We start from the raw sequence: 22332 nt of genomic DNA, 5'->3' as shown, positions 1-22332 counted from the left end.
CCGTGCGGGCCGAGGTGACCGTGCGGGTGCCCGGCCGACCGGCTCAGCGCCCGGCGTCCGCCAGCTTCGCGCGGAGCTGGAGCACCGACTTGGTGTGGATCTGACTGACCCGGCTCTCGGTGACCCCGAGGACGTTGCCGATCTCCGCGAGGGTCAGGCCCTCGTAGTAGTAGAGCGTGACGACCGTCTTCTCGCGGTCCGGGAGGGTGTTGATCGCCCGGGCGAGCAGCCGTCTCAGCTCGCGGTCCTCCGCCACCTCCACCGGGTCGTCGGCGGCGGTGTCCTCCAGCGTGTCCATCAGGCTCAGCCGGTCACCGCCCTCGCCGCCCACGTGCAGCAGCTCCTCCAGCGCGACCACGTTGGCCAGGGACAACTGACTGAAGACGGCGTGCAGTTCGTCCAGCGTGACGCCCATCTCCGCCGCGACCTCCGCCTCGGACGGGGTGCGGCGCAGCTGCGCCTCCAGCGTCGCGTAGGCGCGTTCGACGGCGCGCGCCTTCTGCCGCACCGAGCGGGGAATCCAGTCCAGCGCCCGGAGTTCATCGATCATCGCGCCCCGGATGCGGGTGATCGCGTAGGTCTCGAACTTGATGGCGCGTTCGACGTCGAACTTCTCGATCGCGTCGATCAGCCCGAACACCCCGGACGAGACGAAGTCCGCCTGCTCGACGTTGGACGGCAGGCCCACGCTCACCCGCCCGGCGACGTACTTGACCAGGGGTGAGTAGTGCAGGATCAGCTGCTCCCGCAGCCGTTCGTCACCGGTCGTCTTGTACGAGCGCCACAACTCGTCGAGCGAGGACGGGGCGGGAGGGCGCACAGTGCCACGCGCAGCCGGTGGTACTGCCGCGCGGTCAGACCCGGAGGTGTGAGGGGGCATGTGGTGCCTTGAGCCGTTCTGCCGTGAAGTACTGGGACTTGTCTCTGGGGCGGAATCCTTGTGAGCGTAGCGTGACTGGGTTGTCGCGGTGCGCGCAGGATAGAGGATGCCGACCGGGCGCTCACCGGCCCCGGAGTCACCCTGGAAGCGTCCGCCGAGGTCATCGGCATCACCTTTTCACCCGAATGCCCCAGGTCAAGAACCGCCTCGCCGCGCGTCGTCCCGGCAAGTCGCCCTCCTCGTCAATCTCCAGCCCTCGCCCGCACGTTCGACGTATCCCAGTGAGTGCAGTTCGTACAGCTTGCCGAGGGCCTCGTCGGCGCTGGTCCCGGCGCCCCGCGCCACCTCCCGGGCATCGACGGCGGCGCGCGCCGGAAGCGCCTCCAGCACCCGCCCGGCAACGGCGTCCAGCAGGTCCCGGGGCAGCACCGGACCGCTCCTGGTGGGAGCCAGGTCCCCCATGTCGCCCACCAGCTCGGCCACTTCGGCGGCGTCCGTCACCAGTACGGCCTCCCCGCGCAGGAGTTCGTGGACACCGGCCGACAGGCCGCTGGTCGCCGGCCCCGGAACCCCCATCGTGAAGCGCCCCAGCCGCCGCGCGACCCGAGCCGTCGCCAGCGAACCGCTGCGGTACTCCGCCTCCACGACCACCGTCCCCCGGGTCAGCGCGGCGATCACCCTGTTCCGCAGGACGAACCGGCTGCGCGTGGGGTGCTCGGACGGTGGCAGCTCACCGATGACGAGCCCCTGCCCGGCGACCCGGGCGATCAGCTCGGCGTGGCCCGGCGGATAGGCCACGTCCACCCCGCAGGCCAGCACCGCGACCGTCGCCCCGCCCGCCGCCAGCGCGCCCCGGTGTGCCGCGCCGTCCACCCCGAAGGCGGCGCCCGAGACCACCACCCAGCCGCGCTCCGCGAGCCCCGCGCCCAGCGTCGTCGCCATGTGGGCCCCGTACGGGGTGCAGGCGCGGGCGCCGACCACGGCGACCGAGCGCAGCGCCCAGAGCCGCAGATCGGGCCCGCCCCGCACCCACAACCCGGTCGGCCGCGCGTCGCCCAGGTCGTCCAGCTGGGTCGGCCACTCGCGGTCGCCGGGGCAGACGAATCGCCCGCCGACCGCGGCGACGGCGGCCAGGTCCCGCTCCGGGTCGGCCCGGGCGGCCCGGAGCCGGTAACCCGCGAGCCGCCGTACCGTCATGCCGGGCAGCCGCTCCGCCTCCCCGGCCGGGTCCGTGATCCGCCGCCACAGCCCGGCCGCGCCGCACTCCCGCAGCCACCGCCCGCCCCGCTCGTCGCCGGGCTCCAGCACCCGGGTCAGCGCCGCCCGGGCCAGCCGCTCCGCCGCGCCCGCGCCCCCGGCTGCCACGGGGCCCACCCGCGCGCCCGCGTCTCCTCCCGCACCCGGGCCCGCGCCGTACCCCGGCCCGCCTGCCTCGCGCCCCGTCACGGCGCACCCACCCCCAGCGGCACCCCGCGCGAGATGCCGCTACGCAGCTCCAGGGCCGCCGTCACGTCCGAGGCGTCGGGGCGGGCGGCGCCACGCAGGTCCGCGACCGTCCACGCCACGCGCAGCACCCGGTCCAGGCCCCGGGCCGTGAGCAGTCCGCGCTCCATGTCCCGCTCGGCCACCATCAGCGCGCCCGGGGCCGCGGCCAGCCGGGTCCGCAGCTCATGGCCGGGCACCTCGCTGTTGGTCGTCCAGGGCGTGCCGGCCAGCCGCTCGGCGGCGCGCTCCCTGGCCTCCCGCACCCGCGCGGCGACGGTCGCCGTGGACTCGCCCCGGCCGCCCCGCCCCATCAGGTCCTCCCGGGTGACCGGTGCGACGGTCACCCTGAGGTCCACCCGGTCGAGCAGGGGTCCGGAGAGCCTGGCCTGGTACCGCCGCACCGCCGACGGCGGGCACTCGCAGCCCCCACCGCTCAGGGTGTGCCGCCCGCAGGGGCACGGATTGGCGGCGAGCACCATCAGGAACCGGGCCGGCAGCCGGACCACCCCCGCACTGCGGGCCACCACGACGTGCCCGGACTCCAGCGGCTGGCGCAGCGCGTCCAGTGTCTTCACGGAAAATTCCGGCGCCTCGTCCAGGAAGAGGATTCCGCGATGGGCGAGCGAGACGGCCCCCGGCCTGGGCAGTCCATTGCCCCCGCCGACCAGCGACTGCATGGTCGCCGAATGGTGCGGGGCGCAGTACGGCGGCCGGGCGATCAGGGGCTCACCCGGCGGCAGGATGCCGGCCACCGAGTGGACGGCGGTCACTTCGAGGGATTCCTGCCGGGTGAGCGGCGGCAGGATCGCGGGCATGCGCTCGGCCAGCATGGTCTTGCCGGCACCCGGTGGACCGGTCAGCAGCAGATGGTGGCCACCGGCCGCGGCGACCTCCAGGGCCTTGCGCGGCTGCTCCTGACCCGCCACGTCCGCCAGGTCCGGCCGGCCGCCCTCCCCGCCCGCCGGGCCCCTCGCGAGGCCGGTGCCCAGCCCGGCACCGGGCACCATCAGCCCGGCGAGCATCGGGTCGGGGCGGCCCTCGTCCTCGGACCGCTGTTCGTCCGGCACCGGTTCGTCGCACAGCACCGCGATCAGCTGCCGCAGGCTGCGCACCCCGAGGACGGAGACGCCGGGGACGAGGGCCGCCTCGCCCGCGGTCTGTTCCGGGACGACCACCTGTCGGTACCCGGCGTCGGCCGCCGCCAGGACCGCGGGGAGCACACCCCGTACCGGGCGCACCCGGCCGTCGAGACCCAGCTCCCCGATCATCACCACGTCGGCGATCGACTCGGGGTCGATCCGCTCCGCCGCGCCCAGCACCGCACAGGCGACGGCCAGGTCGAAGCCCGAGCCGCCCTTGGGCACCGAGGCCGGGGAGAGCCCCACGGTGAGCTTCTTCTGCGGCCACTGGGCCCCGGAGTTGACCACCGCCGCCCTGACCCGGTCCCGGCTCTCCACCAGGCTCTTGTCCGGCAGCCCCACCAGCGTGAACGCCGCCACACCGGCCTCCAGGTCCGCCTGGACCTCCACCACCACGCCCTCGACGCCGACCAGGGCGACCGAGCAGGCACGTGCGAACCCCATCTCAGGCCACCCCCCGCGCGTGCTCGGCCAGGGGCGCTCCGCGCTCGGGCAGCACCACCCCGACCAGGTCGATGCGCACCCCGCCCGGCGGCGGGCCGCCGTTCCGCTCCAGCCAGAGCGCGGCCAGCCGCCGCAGCCGCTCGGCCTTCGCCGGGGTGACCGCGGCCATCGGATGCTCGTACGCGCCCGATCTGCGGGTCTTCACCTCGCAGATGACGAGCGCGTCCCCGTCCATCGCGACGATGTCGATCTCACCGGCGCGACAGCGCCAGTTCCGTTCCAGAAGGGACATGCCGGCGTCGGTCAGCAGCCGCGCCGCCAGATCCTCGCCGTACCGCCCGAGAGCCCCCCGTGCGTTCATGTCGGCACCACCTCCGGCACCGACTCTGACGCGTCCGCCCTACTTCAGTGGATCTTGGTGGACAGGCGGGCGATTGTGGATAACTCAGCCACCCGGAAGTTCGAGATCGCTCTTGTTGAGCTCCTCGATGTTGACGTCCTTGAACGTGAGCACGCGCACCTGCTTCACGAACCGGGCGGGCCGGTACATGTCCCACACCCAGGCGTCCGCCATGGACACCTCGAAGAACACCTCGCCCTGGACCGAGTGCACCTGCATCTCGTAGTCGTTGGTGAGGTAGAAGCGCCGTTCGGTCTCGATCACGAATTTGAACAGACCGACGACATCGCGGTACTCCCGGTAGAGCTTCAGCTCCATCTCGGTCTCGTACTTCTCGAGGTCCTCGGCGCTCATTGGCATGTTCCCCTTCAGCCGTGCGTTTCCCCATTGTGCGCCGGGCTCCGGCGCCCCGTCCGCTCAGCCGCTTCCGGGGGCCAGGTCCACCGGCGTACGCGGAGGGCCCTCGTCGAGCAGCCTCCGGAGCAGGTCGGCGAGCCCGGTGGGGTACACCGTCTCACGCGCCGCCGACAGTTCGGCGGAGGTCCACCACCTCAGCCCCGTGACACTTCGGCGTTCCAGCCACGTGTGGCCGCTGGTGTCCGTTTCGGTCCGTTCCGTACGGGCCAGGAAGTACCACTCGTCCTGGTCCCACCGCCGGCCGTCGAAGGTGAAGGAGCACGAGCGCCGCCAGATCACCGGGCCCAGTTCGGCGTCGGTGATCCCCGTCTCCTCGGCCAGCTCGCGCAGCGCCGCCCGCTCGTGGGTCTCGTCGCCCTCCAGGCCGCCGCCCGGGGTGAACCACCAGGTGCGGGACGGGTCCTCCGGTTCGAAGCCGTGCATCAGCAGAATCCGGTCGTCCGGATCGAGGAGCACCAGGCGGGCGACCCTGCGTACCTCAGCGGACACCGGCGGCCGCCTCGGGCTTCGCACTCCGCTTCGGCCGCGCGGCACGGGCCGCGAGCGGGCCGTACGCCGCTCCGCCGAGGATGAGCACGATGCCCACCGCCATGGCGGTCAGCTGGAGCCCCAGCGGCCCGGGCGACGAGACGCCGCCCGGCAGCGCGGCGAACGCCTCGGGCCGGTCGATCATGGAGCCCAGCGGCCAGGCGACGGCGTCGATCCTGGACTCCACGGCGGACCGGGGCACCGAGCCGTGCACGGCGTCCTCCAGGTGGACCCGGGAGTCCAGCGAGACCGTGCGGTCGTCGCCCAGCAGGAAGAGCCGGCCCGGGGGGACCTCGGCGGTGAAGTCCTGGGCCGAGCTCCGGCCGGGCGACCGCAGATACGGTTCGTCCATGGGTATGCCGTTGACCGTGAGGCGGCCGTCCTTGCCGCAGCAGGCGATCTTGTCGCCGCCGACCCCGACGACCCGCTTCACCATGGGGGTGTTGCCCCACTCCGGGTCGTTGAACACCACGACGTCACCGCGCCGGACCTCGTCGCCGTCCACGCGCTGGGCGAGGACCTTGTCGCCCGCGTCGACCGTCGGTGACATCGACCCGGTGGGCACCGTGTACGGCTGGTAGACGAAGGCGCCCCAGACGAAGCCGCCGAGGAAGAGCAGGCAGCCGAGCGCCACCGCCGCCCCGGACAGCCTGCTGCCGAGCCGGCCGCGGCCGTCGTCCGTACGACCTGTTGCACCCATACCGGCGTCCCCCATCGGAGATCGACAATCGCTGATCCGCGTGGGCACCCTACCCGGCAGTACGTCCGGCGGTCAGCCTCCGCCTGCGCCGGAGCACGAACGGAACCGCGCCCGCGAGCCCCAGGACGCCCGGTGCGGCACCGGCCGCGGCGCTGATCCCGGGCTGGTCGAAGGTGTCCGGGACGGACAGCACGGACCAGCGGTTCACCGGCCACGCGACGACCACGGCCCGGCCCACGACCTGGCTCACCGGCACGAAGCCCTTGTTCGCGTCGCTGGTGTGGTAGCGCGAGTCCGCCGAGTCCTGGCGGTGGTCGCCCATCACCCAGATCTTGCCGTCCGGCACCTTGAACGGCCCGAAGGGCATGTCGTCGCAGGCGCTGTTGCCGGGGAAGATGTACGGCTCGGTGAGCGCCTTGCCGTTGACCTCGACCGGGCCGCCCTTCTTGCACTCCACGGTGTCACCGGCGACCGCGATCGTCCGCTTGATCAGGTCCTTCTCCTCGGCGGACGGCATCAGCCCGACGAAGCTCAGGAACTTCTGGGCGGCATTGGGCTTCGGGGTCGGCTCATCGTCCAGCCAGCCGTCCGGATCGTGGAAGACGACGACCTCGCCGCGCTCCGGCTCCGAACCGAACCACGGCGTCAGCTTGTCCACCAGGACCCGGTCGCCCCGCTGCAACGTGTTCTGCATCGAGTCCGACGGAATCGAGAACGCCTGCACCAGAAACGTCTTGATGAACAGGGCCAGGACGAGCGCGATGCCGATGAGGAGCGGCAGTTCCTTCCAGAACGGCCGGTTGCTCTTCTTCTTGCCGGTCTGCGGCTCCGTGTCCTCGCCGGCCTCCGGCGCGGCCGCGGAAGGCTCTGCGGCCGCGGGCTCGGCGGCGGGCGGCTCGGCGGCGGAAGGCTCCGTGGACCGCGCCTGTTCGGACTGTGCCCCGTCTGCCAGGTCGCTCACGCGTCGTTCCTCACTGTGCCGGCGGTCGTGGTCCGGCGCCGCCTGCGCCAGAGCCCCAGGGGCACCGCCCCCGCGAGGCCGATCACCCCGGGGGCCGCCGCGGCGGCGGCGTTGATGCCGGGCTGGTCGAAGGTCTTCGGGATCGGGAGGGTCGCCCAGCGGCTGACCGGCCACGCGATCACGATGGCCCGGCCGACCACCTCGTCGTTGGAGACGGTGCCGTTGCCCGGCAGGTTCTGGTGGTATCGCGAGTCCAGGGAGTTCTGCCGGTGGTCGCCCATGACCCAGATGCGGCCCTTGGGCACCTTGATCGGCCCGAACGGCTCGTCGTCGCAGGCGCTGTTGCCCTCGAAGATGAAGGACTTGTCGTCCAGCGCCTTTCCGTTGACCTGGACCGGGCCGCCCTTCTTGCACTCCACGGTGTCACCGCCGATCGCGATGACCCGCTTGATCAGGTCCTTCTCCTCGGCCGAGGGCATGAGGCCGATGAAGCTGAGGAACTTCTGCACCGCGTTCGGCTCGGGGGCCTGGCTGTCCTCCAGCCAGCCGCCCGGGTCGTGGAAGACGACGACCTCGCCGCGCTCCGGCTCCGAACCGAACCACGGCGTCAGCTTGTCCACCAGGACCCGGTCGCCCCGCTGCAACGTGTTCTGCATCGAGTCCGACGGAATCGAGAACGCCTGCACCAGAAACGTCTTGATCAGCAGCGCCAGAACGAGGGCGACGCCGATGAGGAGCGGCAGCTCCTTCCAGAACGGGCGGGGATTCTTCTTCCGGGCCGTGCTGCCCCCGGACGCGCCGCCGTCACTGTCCGCCCCGCTCACCGTCGTCCCGTCCTCCGCCGCACCGGCGGGCTCGGAATGTGCCGGACGTCCCGGCCGGTCCTCGGGTTCGTCGTGTCCGGATCGTGCGCCGACCGCCAAATCCCCCACATCCACTCCTTACTCCGTGCCACCGCCCGCGCCCTAGCCGGCGCAGGCCCACCACTCCCATAACGAGCGGGAGTTCCGCAGGGGTCGGGAGCCGGATCGATCCGCCTGGATCACTGGACACACTATTCGACGGCCCCGAGGCCGCCCCCGTACCGGCGCGCGCGTCCGGGACCGAGGCGAACGCCGCGCGCTCCTCCAGGCCGGCCCAGTGTCCGAAGGGCCAGACGATCCATTTGGCCCGCCCCACGACCGCGTCCTCGGAGATCGTGCCGTCCGCCGTCTCGTCCATGTGGAAGCGCGAATCGGCGGAATTGGAGCGGTGGTCCCCCATGACGAAGAGCCGGCCCGCCGGAACCTTTACCTCGAATTTGATGGTGGAGGGTGAATCCCCTGGATAGACGTACGGTTCCTCGACCGCCACGCCGTTGACGAGGAGCCTCCCGTCCGACGCGCAGCACTTCACGGTGTCGCCGCCGACCGCCACGACCCGCTTGATCAGATCCTGCTCGTCGTCCGACGGCAGCAGCCCGACGAAGGTGAGCACCTGCTTCACCTGCTTGACGACGACGGGTGACTCGCCCGACGTCTCCTGGGTCGGCGGCGGCCAGTCCGAGGGGTTGTGGAACACGACGACGTCGCCGCGCTGCGGCTTGGCACCGAACCAGGGCGTCAGCTTGTCCACGAGCACCCGGTCACCGATCCGGATGGTCTGCTCCATCGACCCGGACGGGATCACGAACGCCTGCACCAGGAAGGTCTTCAGGACGAGCGCGATCAGCAACGCCACCGTGATCAGCAGCGGGATCTCCCGTATCGCCGATCGGCGGCGCTTCCGCTTCACCTTGCGGGCCAGCTTGCGCCGCTCGGCCCGGGTGGGCAGGGAGCGCGCCCCTTCCTGCGCCGCCGGGGCACCGCGGCGCCCGTGGCTACCCATGCGACGGACCGGGCGCCGGTACGGCGTCGAAGGCGGCGGTCCCCGGCAGCGAGCCCACCCGGCCCAGCGGCCAGCCGAACCAGTCGACCCGCCCGATCACCCGGTCCACCGGCACCACGCCGCCGCCGGGCTCCCCCAGGTGGTCCCGGGAGTCCCGGGAACGGGAGCGGTGGTCGCCCATCATCCACAGGGTGCCCTCCGGCACCACGATGTCGAACGGCACCTTCGAGGCCGCGTCCCCCGGGAAGAGGTAGTCCTCGTCCAGCGGCCGGCCGTTCACCTCGATCCGGCCCCGCGCGTCGCAGCAGACCACCCGGTCGCCCCCCACGCCCACCACCCGCTTCACGAAGTCGGTCTCGGCCGGCTCGGTGAGCCCGAGGGACGCCGCGGCTCCGTGCAGCAGCGCGGTGACGGGGTTCTGCTCCGCCCCCTCGCGCACGAACGAGCCGGTGCCGTCGAACACGACCACGTCACCTCGGCGGGGCTCTCCGCCGAAGCGGTACGCCAGTTTGTTGACGAGCACCCGGTCGCCCACCCGGAGCGTCCGCTCCATCGAACCGCTGGGGATCAGGAAGGGCTGCACCACGAAGGTGCTGAAGAGGAGCACGAACACCGCGCAGACCGCGCCGAGCGCGAGCACGCCGCGCCAGGACCTCAGCCCGGCGATCCGGTCGCGGACACGCGAAGAGCGCGACCCCTCCCCCGGACCCGGATCGGGTGCGGAGGAGAGATCGCGCTCCTGGAGTTCTGCTTGCGTGTCCATCGGGGCCCGAGCTTAACCGGACACCCTGTGGACGAGGCAGTCAGCTCAGCGGTCGCGCTTCTCCTTGATCTTCGCGGCCTTGCCGCGCAGCTCACGGAGGAAGTACAGCTTGGCGCGACGGACGTCACCGCGGGTGACGAGCTCGATCTTCTCGAAGATCGGGCTGTGCACCGGGAAGGTGCGCTCGACGCCGACGCTGAAGGAGACCTTGCGGACCGTGAAGGTCTCGCTGACGCCCGCGCCCTGGCGGCGGATGACGATGCCCTTGAACTGCTGGACACGGGAGCGGTTGCCCTCGATCACGCGGACGTGAACGTTGACCGTGTCACCCGGGCGGAAGGCCGGGATGTCGGTACGCAGCGACGCGGCATTGACGTCGTCGAGCAGGGAAGCCATGTTGTCTGCTTTCTTCGCCGATGCCACAGGTCATCGACGGGAGAGTGATGAATGCTAGGGGCCGGTCGCGTCGGACGGGCGTCGTGTCCCCCTGTGGCAGGGGCGCACGCCGGACGGACAGCAGCGGCCTATTCTTCCACGGCCTCGGGCCTGCGCCAAAATCGGCCACCCGGCTCCGGGGACCAGCCGAGGATGGACAGCATCTCCCGGTCCTTCTTGTCGAAGCCGGACGCCTCGCACCGCTCGATCAGGTCGGGCCGGTTGGCGGCCGTACGGCGCAGCGCCTCGTCCCTCCGCCAGCGCGCGATCCTCCCGTGGTGGCCGCTGAGCAGCACATCGGGGATGGACCGGCCACGCCACTCGGGCGGCTTGGTGTAGACGGGACCCTCCAGCAGATTGGCCATCGCGCCGGGGGCGAAGGAGTCGTCCTGGTGGGAGGCCGCGTTGCCGAGGACGCCGGGCAGCAGGCGGGCCACCGCCTCGGTGATCACCAGCACTGCGGCTTCCCCGCCCGCCAGCACGTAGTCGCCGATGGACACCTCGACCACCCGCATCCGGGTGGCGTACTCCTCGGTGACCCGCCGGTCGATGCCCTCGTAGCGGGCCGGGGTGAAGACCAGCCAGGGGCACTCGGAGAGCTCGACGGCGAGTTCCTGCGTGAACGGCCGGCCGCTCGGCGTGGGCACCACGAGGACCGGGGCGTGCGCACCGGCCTCGTAACCGTCCGCCAGGGCCTCGTCCAGGGCCTCGCCCCAGGGCTCGGTCTTCATGACCATGCCGGGGCCGCCACCGTACGGGGTGTCGTCCACGGTGTTGTGCCGGTCGTACGTCCAGTCGCGGAGGTCGTGCACATGGACGTCGAGGCGTCCGGACGCACGGGCCTTGCCGACCAGGGAGACGTTCAGCGGTTCCAGGTACTCGGGGAAGATCGTGACGACGTCGAGCCGCATCAGGCGTCCTCGGCCTTCGGCGCGGGCTCCGCTTCCTCGCGCGCGGAGGCCACGACCGCCTCGCTCGCGTCGATCAGGCCGGGCGGCGGGGTGATCACCGCGCGCTGCTCCTCCAGGTCGATCTCGGTGACGATCTCCTCCACGAAGGGGATCATCACCTCGCTGCCGTCCGGCCGCTCCACGATGAAGAGGTCCTGCGAGGGCAGGTGCGTGATCTCGGTGATCCGCCCGATCCCGGTGCCGTCGGCGAGGACCACGTCCAGGTCCATCAGCTGGTGGTCGTAGAACTCCTCGGGGTCCTCCGGGAGCTCCGCCGGGTCGACGTCGGCGATCAGCAGGGTGTTGCGCAGCGCCTCGGCGGCCGTACGGTCCTTCACGCCCTCGAAGCGCAGCAGCAGCCTGCCGCTGTGCACCCGGCCGGTCTCGATCGTCAGCGGGCCCGCCGTGGCGGGGTCGGTGGCCAGGACGGCGCCGGGCGCGAGCCGCAGCTCCGGCTCGTCCGTGCGCACCTCGACGGTGACCTCGCCCTTGATGCCGTGGGCGCGACCGATCCGCGCGACTACCAACTGCACCTTATGTCTCTCCTGTCGTACGACGACGGGCCGGGGTGGGCGCTTGGCCCTCCCCGGCCCGTGCCGGTGTTCAACTTCTGTCAGCGAACCTGGTCCACGTCGACGAGGTCGACGCGGATGCCACGGCCGCCGATGGCGCCCACGACGGTACGCAGCGCGCGTGCGGTGCGGCCGTTGCGGCCGATCACCTTGCCGAGGTCGTCGGGGTGGACCCGGACCTCGAGCACACGGCCACGGCGCAGGTTGCGCGAGGCGACCTGCACATCATCGGGGTTGTCGACGATGCCTTTCACGAGGTGCTCGAGAGCCTCCTCGAGCATGCTCAGGCCTCGGTCGACTCGGCGGAGGCGGCAGCAGCCTCGTCCGCCTTCTTGTCGGCCTTCTTCGCCTTCGGCGTGATGGCCTCGCCCTTCGACTCCTCACCGTCGCCGGTGAGGGCCTCGAACAGGGCGCGCTTGTCGGCCTTGGGCTCCGGCTGCAGCAGCGGCGCGGGGGCCGGGAGGCCCTTGTGCGCCTGCCAGTCGCCGGTGAGCTTCAGGATCGCGAGGACCGGCTCGGTCGGCTGGGCGCCGACGGACAGCCAGTACTGCGCACGCTCCGAGTTGACCTCGATGCGAGACGGGTTCTGCACCGGGTGGTACAGACCGATCTCCTCGATGGCCCGGCCGTCACGGCGGGTACGGGAGTCGGCGACGACGATGCGGTAGTGAGGCGAACGGATCTTGCCCAGACGCTTCAGCTTGATCTTGACTGCCACGGAAGTGGTGTCTCCTGGTCTATGACGTGGTTGGGCACAACGAAGATGCCACGTGGGGTTGCGGTACTCGGGTGCCCGATGGACGCGTCAGCCGGAGGAGAGAGGGGTCCTGTGCGACTGTCGAGTACAGCTAGCCATTGTGCCACACCCCGTCGGCTCACCCCACCGCGACCGCGGTCTCCGGGATTCTGAACGGCTTTCCGCAGCCGCCGCAGACGATCGGCGCCTGGGCGAGGACCGAGGGGACCACGCGCACGTTGCGGCCGCAGTCGCAGACGGCCTTGACCCGGACGCCCCCTCCGGAGGAGCCGTGCCGGGCGGCCGGGCCGCGGAAGGAGCGCTTCGTGTCGGCGGCGGTGGCCACCGTGTGCGCCTTGAGCGCGCGCTGGAGCCGTTCGGTTGTCGGCCGGTAGCGGCGCTTCGCCTCGGGGTTGAGCGTGACCAGCGAGAAGCCGCTGCTGGGATGGGGCTCCTCGGCATGGTCGAGGCCCAGCTCCTCGGCGATCGCCAGGAATCGTCGGTTGTGATAACGGCCGGCGCGTGAGGTGTCGCGGACACCTCTGGCGGCGGCGATGCCGTGGACTGCCTCGTGGAGCAGTCGCTCGAAGGAGAGCTCGGCGCCACAGGCGGACGAGGACTCTCCGATCAGGGACTCGGGTGCGGCGAGATCGGGCAGCTCGGGGTGGTACCGCTGAATGTCGGCCCACGCCTGCGCCAGCTCTGCGGCAAGTACAGGTGGTGTCGTGCTCACGTCGTGACCAACGAGCGCGGGGCCCTCGGTGTTCCGATTCCGGGCCATCCCAAATATTTTGCACGTACCAGTCGGTTGACCTTCATGCGTCGCGACGAGGGCGGGTGCGCTGATCTGCGGAGAAGCCTCACAGCTCGCACCAAGCCGGTACGTAGCGGCGCGTACGCCTGCGCGCGTAGCCGCGGTACGCGCCCCCTCCGGGGGCGGACGGCAGGGGCGAGGCTACCCGGACCGCCGTGACGTGCTCGACGTGCCCCCACCGGCGTGTCGGGTCAGACTGGGACCGGCAGAGGACGGGACGGACCCCCCGGGGCGTCCCCGCCGTCCGGGTGCGCCGGTGCCGTCGTGCGCCGGACGGCAGTGCGGACAACCACGCCCCGCAGACCTCTGGACGCGGCGGCGGATGCGCAGTTCTCTGGCATACGGGGGAAGCGCGCGTCACCTGGACGGAACGGCCGTCCACTCGGGCACGACCGATCGGCAGAACCGGCAACCTCGGCGGATTGGGGCGCATTCCATGACACCAACGCTCGTTCGGCACCACCCGCACACGGAGTCGTCCGCCCCCGCGGACGGCGCCTCCCGCGCCCGCGACTGGGCGGAGATCCAGGAACGGATGCTGGCACCGCTGTACGAAGCGGTGTACACGCGGCTGGAGGTGGGGCCCGCCACGCGGATGCTCTCGCTCGGCTGCGGCTCCGGCCTGGCGCTGCTGATGGCCGTGGGCCGGGGCGCCGCGGTCACCGGTGTGGACACCGATCCGGACCGCCTCGCCCTCGCCCGGACCCGGCTGCTGCCCGCGCCGGAGGACCACGCCGCGCCGGCCGCCGCGCCGCTGCTCACGGACGGCGTCGCCGAGGCGGCGGAGGGCGGGCCGCACAACCTGATCACCGCGTTCACCCCGATCGGCTGCGAGGCGGGCGACGGCGAGGAGCTGGTGCGGGCGCTGGAGACCGCCGTGCCGTCGGCGGACCGGCGCGCCACGGTGGTCCTGACCGGCTGGGGCCCGCCGGAGCGGTGCGCCACGGAGTCGGTGCTCCGGGTGGCCGGGCGGCTCGCCGACGACGGGCGGGGACGGGGCGGCGGCTGGCGGGGGCCGCGCCGCGACGATCTGGAGGACGTGGCCTTCCGGGCCGGGCTGCGGCCGGACGGCTCGGGCCGGGTGGCCTGCCCGTTCGGTTACGCGGACATGGACAGCGCGGTACGCGGCCTGCTGTCGACCCGGCTGTTCGAGGCGGCGGTCCGGGCGACGGACCGGTGGCAGGTGGAGAAGGAGCTCGCCGAGGCCCTGCACCCGCACCGGCGGCCGGACGGCACGGTGTGGATGTCCAACGTGTTCCGGTATCTGGTCTGCACGACGTGAACGCATGCCGGAGGGGCGCCCACCGACCACGGTGAGCGCCCCTCCGGCATGACTTCGGGCCGTCAGCCCATGAACTTCTTGAACTCGTCCGGCAGCTCGAAGTTCTGACCGCCCTGGCCGGCGGGCAGCCCCGGCACGTTGCCGTTCTGCGCGGCCTCGCGGCGGGCGGCCGCGGCCTGCTCCTCGGCCTTGCGCTTCATCGGGTTGCCGCTCTTGCGCTTGCCCTTGGCCTGCTTGACCTGCTTCTTCTGCCGGCCCGGGCCGCCGCCCATGCCCGGCATCCCGGGCATCCCCGGCATGCCGCCGCCCTGCGCCATCTTCGACATCATCTTGCGGGCCTCGAAGAACCGCTCGACCAGGCCCTTGACGGCGGAGACCTCGGACCCGGAACCCTTGGCGATACGGGCCCGGCGCGAGCCGTTGATGATCGTCGGGTCGGCCCGCTCCTTGGGGGTCATCGACTTGATGATCGCGGCCATGCGGTCGATGTCGCGCTCGTCGATGTTGTTGATCTGGTCCTTGATCTGCCCCATCCCGGGCAGCATGCCGAGCAGCTTGGAGATGGAGCCCATCTTCCTGACCTGCTCCATCTGGGCCAGGAAGTCGTCGAACGTGAAGTCCTTGCCCTTGCTGGACGCCAGCTTGGAGGCCATCTTGGCGGCCTCTTCCTGGCTGAAGGTCTTCTCCGCCTGCTCGATCAGGGTGAGCAGGTCACCCATGTCGAGAATCCGGGACGCCATGCGGTCCGGGTGGAACGCGTCGAAGTCGTCCAGCTTCTCGCCGTTCGACGCGAACATGATCTGCTTGCCCGTGACGTGGGCGATCGACAGGGCGGCACCACCGCGGGCGTCACCGTCGAGCTTGGAGAGCACCACGCCGTCGAAGCCGACGCCGTCGCGGAACGCCTCCGCGGTGTTGACCGCGTCCTGGCCGATCATCGCGTCGACCACGAACAGGATCTCGTCCGGGCTGACGGCGTCGCGGATGTCCGCGGCCTGCTGCATCAGCTCCTGGTCGATGCCGAGGCGGCCGGCGGTGTCCACGATCACGATGTCGTGGACCTTGGTCTTCGCGTACTCGATGGAGTCCTTGGCGACCTGCACCGGGTCGCCGACGCCGTTGCCCGGCTCGGGGGCGTACACCGCGACACCGGCGCGGTCGGCGACGACGCTCAGCTGGTTGACGGCGTTGGGGCGCTGGAGGTCGCAGGCAACGAGCAGCGGGGAGTGGCCCTGGCCCTTGAGCCAGAGGCCGAGCTTTCCGGCGAGGGTCGTCTTACCGGCGCCCTGGAGACCGGCGAGCATGATCACTGTGGGCGGGTTCTTGGCGAACCGCAGCCGCCGGGTCTCGCCGCCGAGGATGGAGATGAGCTCCTCGTTGACGATCTTGACGACCTGCTGGGCGGGGTTGAGGGCCTGGGAGACCTCTGCGCCGCGCGCCCGCTCCTTGACGTTCGCGATGAAGGACCGGACGACGGGCAGCGCCACGTCGGCTTCGAGCAGGGCGATACGGATCTCGCGAGCCGTGGCGTCGATGTCCGCCTCGGACAAGCGGCCCTTGCCCCGGAGGTTCTTGAAAGTCGCGGCAAGGCGGTCGGAGAGAGTATCGAACACGGCGCTCGTCGGTCCTCAGGGTCGGGGGCGGGTCGGGTCAGTAGGTTCCCAGGGTATCCGGACGCCGGGGAACGCCAAGACCTCGCCCGGTCCCGGACTCAGCCGAGCGCCTTCTCGACCTCCTGGGCCAGCTCCGCCGCCCGCTGCGCCGACAGCGGTGCCCCATCGGTGTCCGTGACGTAGAAGGCGTCCACCGCGTTCGCCCCCAGTGTGGACACATGCGCGCTCCGCACCCGTACCGCGCTCCGTTCCAGCGCGTGCCCGATGCGGTGCAGCAGCCCGGGGGCGTCCTGGGCGCGGACCTCGATCACCGTGGCGAGCCGGGAGCCCGCCGGGGCCACCGTCACCCGGGGCGGCGGCGCCTTCACACCGCGCCGCCGGGGGTAGGCGGCCTCCCGCTCGGCGAGGCGGGCGGGGATGTCCAGGGTGCCGTCCAGGGCCCGTACGAGGTCGGCGCGGAGCCGGTCCGCCCGGGGCAGCGAGCCGTATTCGGCGGCCACGCGCCAGCTGAGCAGCAGCAGGTCCGCGGAGTCCCCCAGCTCCGTGGGCAGCTCCACGGCGCGCAGGTCGGCGGCGCGGACGGTGAGGCGGTGCAGGGCGAGGACGCCCGCGGCGGCGGGCAGCACGCCGGGCCGGTCGCGCAGCGCGATGAGGAGTTCGACGCCGACCGGTTCCGGGCCGTCCTCCTCCTGCGGGGTCTCGGGCCGGGTGTGCAGGGCGAGGACGGGGGTGCCGGTGCGCAGCGCCTCGATCGCGAGGCGCTCCTGCTCGGCGCTCGGGGCGGCGGGCTCGGGCTCCTCGGGGGCCTCCCCGGCCAGGACCTGGGCGACCCGTTTGACGAGTTCGGCGACGAGGGAGGCGCGCCAGGCGGACCAGGCGGCGGGCCCGGTGGCCAGCGCGTCGGCCTCGGTGAGGGCGTGCAGCAGCTCCAGGGTCGCGGCGCTGCCAACGGCGTCGGCGACGGCGCGGACGGTGGCCGGGTCGTCCAGGTCGCGCCGGGTGGCGGTCTCGATGAGCAGCAGGTGATGGCGCACCAGGGTGGCGATGACGCCCACGTCGTGCTGGTCGAAGCCGATGCGGGCGGCCATGTCGCGGGCGATGACCTCCCCGGCGACGGAGTGGTCGCCGGGCCAGCCCTTGCCGATGTCGTGCAGCAGGGCGGCGACGAGGAGGAGGTCGGGGCGGCCGACGCGGCGGGTGAGCGAGGCGGCGCGGACGGCCGCCTCGACCAGGTGGCGGTCGACGGTCCAGGTGTGGACGGGGTTGCGCTGGGGGCGGCAGTGGACGCGTTCCCAGTCGGGCAGGAGGCGGGTGATCAGTCCTTCGGCCTCCAGGGCCTCCCAGACGGGGATCGTGGCCTCGCCCGCGCCGAGCAGGGTGACCAGCTCCTCGCGGGCCTCGGCGGGCCAGGGCACGGGGAGCGGCTGGGCGGTGGTGGCGAGGTGGCGTACGACGTGGCGGGAGAGCGGCAGTCCGGACTGGGCGGCCGCGGCGGCGGCGCGCAGGACGAGCACCGGGTCGCGTTCGGGCCGGGCGGTGCGGGCGAGTACGGCCTCGCCGTCGGCCTCCACGACGCCGTCGGCGAGCGGGCTGCGGTCCGGGGCGGGGGTCCGGCCGCCGCCGAGCAGGGCACGCAGCCGGGGCCGGGCGGAGCGGGCGCGCAGGATCCGGTTGACCTCGCGCCAGGTGACGTCGGTGGCGTACGAGACGGTGCGGGCGGCCTCGTAGACCTGGCGGAGCAGGGCGTCGGCGTCGAGGAGGCCGAGCGCCTGGGCGACCTGGTCCTGTTCCTGGAGGGCGAGGCGGTCGGTGGCGCGGCCGGTGGTGAGGTGGAGGGCGTCGCGGGCGTCGAGGAGGACGCGGCGGGCCTCGGCGAGACCTTCGCGCGGGGCGTCGGCGACCCAGGAGGCGGCGACGGCGCGCAGGGCGGTGACGTCGCGCAGGCCGCCCCGGGCCTCCTTGAGGTCGGGTTCGAGGAGGAACCGCAGTTCGCCGTGGCGTTCGGCGCGTTCGCGGCAGAGCTCGTGGAGGCCGGGGAGGCGTTTGGGTGCCTGGTTGCGCCAGTCGGCGAGGATCGCGGTGCGCAGGGTCGCGACGAGGCCGAGGTCACCGGCGACGGGGCGGGCGTCGAGCAGCCCGAGCTGGACCTTGAGGTCCTCGCCGGCGGTCCTGCGGGCCTCGGCGGGGGTGCGGACGGAATGGTCGAGAGCGAGGCCCAGGTCCCAGACGGGGTACCAGATCCGGTCCGCGAGGGCGGCGACGGCCGCGGGGTCGGCGCTGCCGTCGTGCAGCAGGAGGAGGTCGAGGTCGCTGCGCGGGGAGAGCTCCGACCGGCCGTAGCCGCCGACGGCGACGAGGGCGGCGCCCCGGACCCCGGCGTGCTGGGCGGCGCCGGTGAACAGGGCGGTGAGCCAGTCGTCGGTGAGGGCGGCGAGGGCCGCACGGCGCGGCGGCCCGGGCCGCTCCTTCTCCTGGAGAAGGCGCAGCCGGGCCGCCGCGTAGCCGCTGGGGCGCGAGTCCTCGGATTCGGTGGTCGCTTCGATGCTCGTCACCCAGCTGCCCTTTCCGTGTGCGGAACCGTGCGAAACAGTCGGCGGGGGCCGGTCAGAGGGCGTCCGGGCCGCGTTCGCCCGTACGGACCCTGACGGCCGTCTCGACGGGAACGGTCCAGACCTTGCCGTCACCGATCTTGCCGGTGCGGGCGGCCTTGACGACGACGTCGAGGAGCTGTTCGGCGTCCTCGTCCTCGACCAGGACCTCGATGCGGATCTTGGGGACGAGGTCGACGGTGTACTCGGCGCCCCGGTAGACCTCGGTGTGGCCGCGCTGACGGCCGTAGCCGCTGGCCTCGGTGACGGTGAGGCCCTGGACGCCGAAGGCCTGGAGGGCTTCCTTGATCTCGTCCAGACGGTGGGGCTTCACGACTGCGGTGATGAGCTTCATGCGTCGACCTTCTTGTTCGTCGGGGCGGCCGGGCCGGGGGCGGGGGCGGCGGTACGGGAGGCCGCGCCGCCGCCGACGCCGCTGAAGTCGTACGCGGTCTCGGCGTGTTCGACCTGGTCGATGCCGGAGATCTCGGCGTCCTCGTCCACCCGCATCCCGAGGATCTTGTCGACCACGAAGGCGAGGAGCGCGGAGACGACGAGAGAGTACGCGAGGACCGCGAAGACGCCGACGGCCTGCTTGCCGAGCTGGTCGAGCCCGCCGCCGTAGAAGAGGCCCTTGGCGTCGGACTGGACGCCGCCGGTGGCGAAGAAGCCGATGAGCAGGGAGCCGATGACACCGCCGACGAGGTGGACGCCGACGACGTCGAGGGAGTCGTCGTAGCCGAACTTGTACTTGAGGCCGACGGCCATGGCGCACAGCACACCGGCGATGGCGCCGACCGCGATGGCACCGAGGGGGCTGACCGCGCCGCCGGCCGGGGTGATGGCGACGAGTCCGGCGACCGCGCCGGAGGCCGCGCCCAGGGTGGTGAAGGCGCCGTGGCGGATCTTCTCGTAGGCGAGCCAGGCGAGCATCGCGGCGCCGGTGGCGACCTGGGTGTTGACGAACATGACCGCGCCCACGCCGTCGTCGTTGCCGAGCCAGGACCCGGCGTTGAAGCCGAACCAGCCGAACCAGAGGAGACCGGCGCCGAGCATGACGAGCGGCAGGCTGTGCGGCCGCATCGGGTCCTTCTTGAAGCCGATGCGCTTGCCGATCACCAGGATCACGCCGAGGGCCGCGGCACCCGCGTTGATGTGGACGGCCGTACCGCCGGCGAAGTCGATGACGCCGAGCTCGAACAGCCAGCCGCCCGCGCCCCACACCCAGTGCGCGACCGGGAAGTAGACGACGGTGACCCACAGCACGATGAACAGGGCCCAGGAGGTGAACTTGACCCGGTCGGCCAGGGCACCGCTTATCAACGCGGGAGTGAGGACGGCGAACATCAGCTGGAACACGGCGAAGACGTAGACCGGGATGGTGTAGCCGTCCCAGAGTTCCGTGACGCCGATCCCGCTGAGGCCGACGAAGTCCTGGCTCCAGCCGATGACCGACCCCGCGTCGGTCCCGAAGGCGAGGCTGAAGCCGTACAGCACCCACAGGACCGTGACGATCCCGAGGCTGATGAAGCTCATCATCAGCATGTTGAGGGTGCTCTTGACGCGGACCATGCCTCCGTAGAAGAAGGCGAGGGCCGGGGTCATGAGCATCACCAGGGCCGAGCAGATGAGCATGAAGCCGGTGTTGGCGGCAGACAGCGTCGGGGTGTCTGCGGCAAGCGTCGTGATGCCTGGGGGCATCGGCGTCTCCTCGTCGTCGGTGCGGCCGCGTGCGGGCGGTGGGGGCACAACCACTGCGGGACCACTGGAAAGGGTGCGGGCCGGTTATGAGCCACGAGGTTCGCCCAGCGCCGTTTCGGCCGGTGCGCCGCGATGTTTCGCGGCAGTGACGAAGGGAAGCGACGTGTTACGTCCCCATGAACCGCGCGTGCCGTACCCACGCTCGCGCCCACTCTGCGGCCCGGGCCGCATACGGTGCGGTTGCGACGCTCCGACAGGGGAACGACCACACGAACCGGCCACGGCGATCACCCGTTGACCTGGCAATGGGGGGAGCCGAAGTCGGTCTGTGCTGGGTGGTCGTCGTGGCCGGGGTCTGGGGGCCCGAGGGCCGTCGCTAGACGGTTTCCACGGTCTCGGGCAGCTGTTCGATGAGGAGTTCGGTGAGTTCGGCGACCTCGGGCACGTCCCCGAAGTCCCTGGCGGCGGTGTCGACGGTCTTGCGGAGCCGGGTGTTGACCCGCTCGGAGCGCACCTTCTTGGCCACGCGCAGCGCCTGTCCGGCCGGCACGGTGGACGCCTCGGGCTCGCCCTTGAGGAGGTGCACCGTGGCGAGGCCGATCAGATTGAGCGCGTAGGAGCGCTGGTGCTCGTCCTCCTCGCCGAAGAGCTGGACCGCCCGCTGCATGACGGGCTCGGCGAGCGAGGCGTACGTGGGACTGCGGCCGGCCACATAGGCGAGGTCCCGGTACGAGTGCGAGTTCTCCCCGTTGAGCTCGGCCTCGGAGAAGAAGCGGATCCAGTCGGGCTCGGGCTCGCCGTCCACGCCGGCGTCCAGGAACGTGTCCTCGGCCATCCGGACCGCCCGCTTGCACTTGCTGGGCTGGCCCATGTTCGCGTAGGCGCGGGCCTCCATCGCGTACAGCATGGCCTGCGTGCGCGGGGTCGCGCAGTCGCGGCTGCCGTACTGGGCGAGGTGGATCAGCTCCAGGGCGTCGTCGGGGCGGCCGAGGTGGATCATCTGCCGGCTCATGCTGGACAGGACGTACGAGCCGAGCGGCTTGTCGCCGGCCTCCTTGGCGGCGTGCAGGGCGAGCACGAAGTACTTCTGGGCGGTGGGCTGGAGACCGACGTCGTAGCTCATCCAGCCCGCCAGCTCGGCCAGTTCGGCGGCGCAGCGGAAGAGGCGCTTGGCGGTGGCGGCGGGCTGGGGCTCCTGGAGCAGGTCGGTGACCTCGTGGAGCTGGCCGACGACGGCCTTGCGGCGCAGCCCGCCGCCGCACTGCGCGTCCCACTGCCGGAACATCATCGTGGTCGACTCCAGCAGGTCCAGCTCGGGGCCGGAGAGCCTGGACGGACGACGGGCGGCGGACGGTTCCGGTTCGGCGGCGGGGGCGGCCGCGACCGGCACCAGCCAGCGCTGCATGGGCTCGATGAGCGCGGGGCCGGCGGCGAGGGCGAGGGAGCTGCCGAGGAAGCCCCGGCGGGCGAGCATCAGGTCGCTCCGCGAGAACTCGCTGAGCAGGGCGACGGTCTGCGGGCCCGCCCACGGGAGGTCCACACCGGCCACGGAGGGTGCCTGGTGCGGGGTGCGCAGCCCCAGGTCCTCGACGGCGACGACGCTGCCGAAGCGCTCCGAGAACAGCTCGGACAGGATGCGCGGGATCGGCTCGCGCGGCTGCTCGCCGTCGAGCCAGCGCCGCACCCGGGAGGTGTCGGTGCTGATGTGGTGGGCGCCCATCTGGCGCGCCCGGCGGTTCACCTGCCGGGCCAGCTCGCCCTTCGACCAGCCGCTGCGCACGAACCACGACCCCAGTTGCCCGTTCGGCCGCTTTCCCGCATGCGTCTCGCCTGCGCCGCTGCCACTCACGGATACGCCCCCATCCCGCCGAATACCTGTCGCGCGAAGCATCACCAGGATGCCTCGAACTCATGTTGCCCGTACGGGCGTTGGGCCCGATCGAACAGAAAGCCGGGTTGCCTGCGGCATACCCACGGGCGCACATACTTCCATGGTTCGTGTACCGACGGTAATCCTGTGATCACCGCACCCGCGAGGCTCTTTGCGTAATCGCCACC

The 22332-nt window shown here is 72.1% G+C and carries 23 protein-coding genes; 1 reads left to right on the top strand and 22 read right to left on the bottom strand.

All coding sequences use genetic code 11. The annotated features are described in order from the left end of the window. Positions 1-43 precede the first annotated feature (43 nt). The 17 genes from whiG to AB0L33_RS27135 all read right to left on the bottom strand — a co-directional run bounded on the left by whiG (position 44) and on the right by AB0L33_RS27135 (position 13009). Positions 44-880, bottom strand: a complete 837-nt coding sequence (gene whiG, locus AB0L33_RS27215) for an RNA polymerase sigma factor WhiG (protein ID WP_365685622.1) — start codon at positions 878-880, stop codon at positions 44-46. A gap of 195 nt (positions 881-1075) precedes the next feature. Further along, positions 1076-2254: a DNA-processing protein DprA gene (gene dprA, locus AB0L33_RS27210; protein ID WP_365685620.1), complete on the bottom strand. Its 1179-nt coding sequence runs from the start codon at positions 2252-2254 to the stop codon at positions 1076-1078. Between the two features lie 68 nt (positions 2255-2322). Beyond that, positions 2323-3948 (bottom strand): YifB family Mg chelatase-like AAA ATPase, encoded by a 1626-nt coding sequence (locus tag AB0L33_RS27205; RefSeq protein WP_365685619.1) that lies wholly within the window; start codon positions 3946-3948, stop codon positions 2323-2325. A gap of 1 nt (position 3949) precedes the next feature. After that, positions 3950-4309 carry a YraN family protein gene (locus tag AB0L33_RS27200; protein WP_365685618.1) on the bottom strand — a complete coding sequence of 120 codons (360 nt, stop codon included), beginning with the start codon at positions 4307-4309 and terminating at the stop codon, positions 3950-3952. A gap of 84 nt (positions 4310-4393) precedes the next feature. Then, a complete protein-coding gene (locus tag AB0L33_RS27195; RefSeq protein ID WP_043444228.1) occupies positions 4394-4702 on the bottom strand; it encodes a DUF2469 domain-containing protein in 309 nt (102 codons plus the stop codon). 63 nt (positions 4703-4765) lie between these two features. Beyond that, positions 4766-5254 carry an NUDIX hydrolase gene (locus AB0L33_RS27190; RefSeq protein ID WP_365685616.1) on the bottom strand — a complete coding sequence of 163 codons (489 nt, stop codon included), beginning with the start codon at positions 5252-5254 and terminating at the stop codon, positions 4766-4768. After that, on the bottom strand, positions 5244-5993 hold the full coding sequence (lepB, locus tag AB0L33_RS27185; protein WP_365685614.1) for a signal peptidase I: 750 nt from the start codon (positions 5991-5993) through the stop codon (positions 5244-5246). Before lepB (AB0L33_RS27185) ends, AB0L33_RS27190 begins: the two co-directional genes overlap by 11 nt. A gap of 49 nt (positions 5994-6042) precedes the next feature. Beyond that, positions 6043-6954 carry a signal peptidase I gene (gene lepB / locus AB0L33_RS27180; protein ID WP_365685612.1) on the bottom strand — a complete coding sequence of 304 codons (912 nt, stop codon included), beginning with the start codon at positions 6952-6954 and terminating at the stop codon, positions 6043-6045. Continuing rightward, on the bottom strand, positions 6951-7877 hold the full coding sequence (lepB, locus tag AB0L33_RS27175) for a signal peptidase I (RefSeq protein ID WP_365685709.1): 927 nt from the start codon (positions 7875-7877) through the stop codon (positions 6951-6953). Before lepB (AB0L33_RS27175) ends, lepB (AB0L33_RS27180) begins: the two co-directional genes overlap by 4 nt. Next, positions 7759-8820, bottom strand: coding sequence for a signal peptidase I (gene lepB, locus AB0L33_RS27170; RefSeq protein ID WP_365685610.1), 1062 nt, complete (start codon positions 8818-8820; stop codon positions 7759-7761). The genes lepB (AB0L33_RS27175) and lepB (AB0L33_RS27170) overlap by 119 nt, the downstream gene beginning before the upstream one ends. Further along, positions 8813-9583: a signal peptidase I gene (gene lepB / locus AB0L33_RS27165; RefSeq protein ID WP_365685609.1), complete on the bottom strand. Its 771-nt coding sequence runs from the start codon at positions 9581-9583 to the stop codon at positions 8813-8815. Before lepB (AB0L33_RS27165) ends, lepB (AB0L33_RS27170) begins: the two co-directional genes overlap by 8 nt. Before the next feature lie 45 nt (positions 9584-9628). Further along, complete coding sequence (gene rplS, locus AB0L33_RS27160; protein WP_073963715.1) at positions 9629-9979, bottom strand: 50S ribosomal protein L19; 351 nt, start codon at positions 9977-9979, stop codon at positions 9629-9631. Positions 9980-10107: 128 nt separating this feature from the next. Further along, positions 10108-10929, bottom strand: a complete 822-nt coding sequence (gene trmD / locus AB0L33_RS27155; RefSeq protein WP_365685607.1) for a tRNA (guanosine(37)-N1)-methyltransferase TrmD — start codon at positions 10927-10929, stop codon at positions 10108-10110. Further along, complete coding sequence (gene rimM, locus AB0L33_RS27150) at positions 10929-11501, bottom strand: ribosome maturation factor RimM (RefSeq protein WP_365685605.1); 573 nt, start codon at positions 11499-11501, stop codon at positions 10929-10931. Before rimM ends, trmD begins: the two co-directional genes overlap by 1 nt. A gap of 80 nt (positions 11502-11581) precedes the next feature. Further along, complete coding sequence (locus tag AB0L33_RS27145; RefSeq protein WP_005311361.1) at positions 11582-11821, bottom strand: RNA-binding protein; 240 nt, start codon at positions 11819-11821, stop codon at positions 11582-11584. A gap of 2 nt (positions 11822-11823) precedes the next feature. Beyond that, on the bottom strand, positions 11824-12258 hold the full coding sequence (rpsP, locus tag AB0L33_RS27140; protein WP_365685604.1) for a 30S ribosomal protein S16: 435 nt from the start codon (positions 12256-12258) through the stop codon (positions 11824-11826). A gap of 157 nt (positions 12259-12415) precedes the next feature. Beyond that, positions 12416-13009, bottom strand: coding sequence for a hypothetical protein (locus AB0L33_RS27135; protein ID WP_018521397.1), 594 nt, complete (start codon positions 13007-13009; stop codon positions 12416-12418). A gap of 517 nt (positions 13010-13526) precedes the next feature. Here AB0L33_RS27135 and AB0L33_RS27130 point away from each other — a divergent pair. Further along, positions 13527-14372, top strand: coding sequence for an SAM-dependent methyltransferase (locus tag AB0L33_RS27130; protein ID WP_365685602.1), 846 nt, complete (start codon positions 13527-13529; stop codon positions 14370-14372). Between the two features lie 62 nt (positions 14373-14434). Here AB0L33_RS27130 and ffh read toward each other — a convergent pair whose 3' ends face one another. From ffh to AB0L33_RS27105, 5 genes are all read right to left on the bottom strand, one after another. Continuing rightward, positions 14435-15985: a signal recognition particle protein gene (gene ffh, locus AB0L33_RS27125; RefSeq protein WP_365685600.1), complete on the bottom strand. Its 1551-nt coding sequence runs from the start codon at positions 15983-15985 to the stop codon at positions 14435-14437. Positions 15986-16083: 98 nt separating this feature from the next. Then, a complete protein-coding gene (locus AB0L33_RS27120) occupies positions 16084-18537 on the bottom strand; it encodes a [protein-PII] uridylyltransferase (RefSeq protein ID WP_365685599.1) in 2454 nt (817 codons plus the stop codon). A gap of 52 nt (positions 18538-18589) precedes the next feature. Then, positions 18590-18928, bottom strand: a complete 339-nt coding sequence (locus AB0L33_RS27115) for a P-II family nitrogen regulator (RefSeq protein WP_018102395.1) — start codon at positions 18926-18928, stop codon at positions 18590-18592. Beyond that, positions 18925-20274, bottom strand: coding sequence for an ammonium transporter (locus AB0L33_RS27110; protein ID WP_365685597.1), 1350 nt, complete (start codon positions 20272-20274; stop codon positions 18925-18927). Before AB0L33_RS27110 ends, AB0L33_RS27115 begins: the two co-directional genes overlap by 4 nt. Positions 20275-20650: 376 nt before the next feature. Next, positions 20651-22123 (bottom strand): hypothetical protein, encoded by a 1473-nt coding sequence (locus AB0L33_RS27105; protein ID WP_365685595.1) that lies wholly within the window; start codon positions 22121-22123, stop codon positions 20651-20653. Positions 22124-22332 lie beyond the last annotated feature (209 nt).

This window comes from Streptomyces sp. NPDC052299 (assembly GCF_040679335.1).
Taxonomy (GTDB): domain Bacteria; phylum Actinomycetota; class Actinomycetes; order Streptomycetales; family Streptomycetaceae; genus Streptomyces.
Note: the sequence above shows the minus strand (reverse complement) of the source record. Positions and strands in the feature narration are given on the sequence as shown.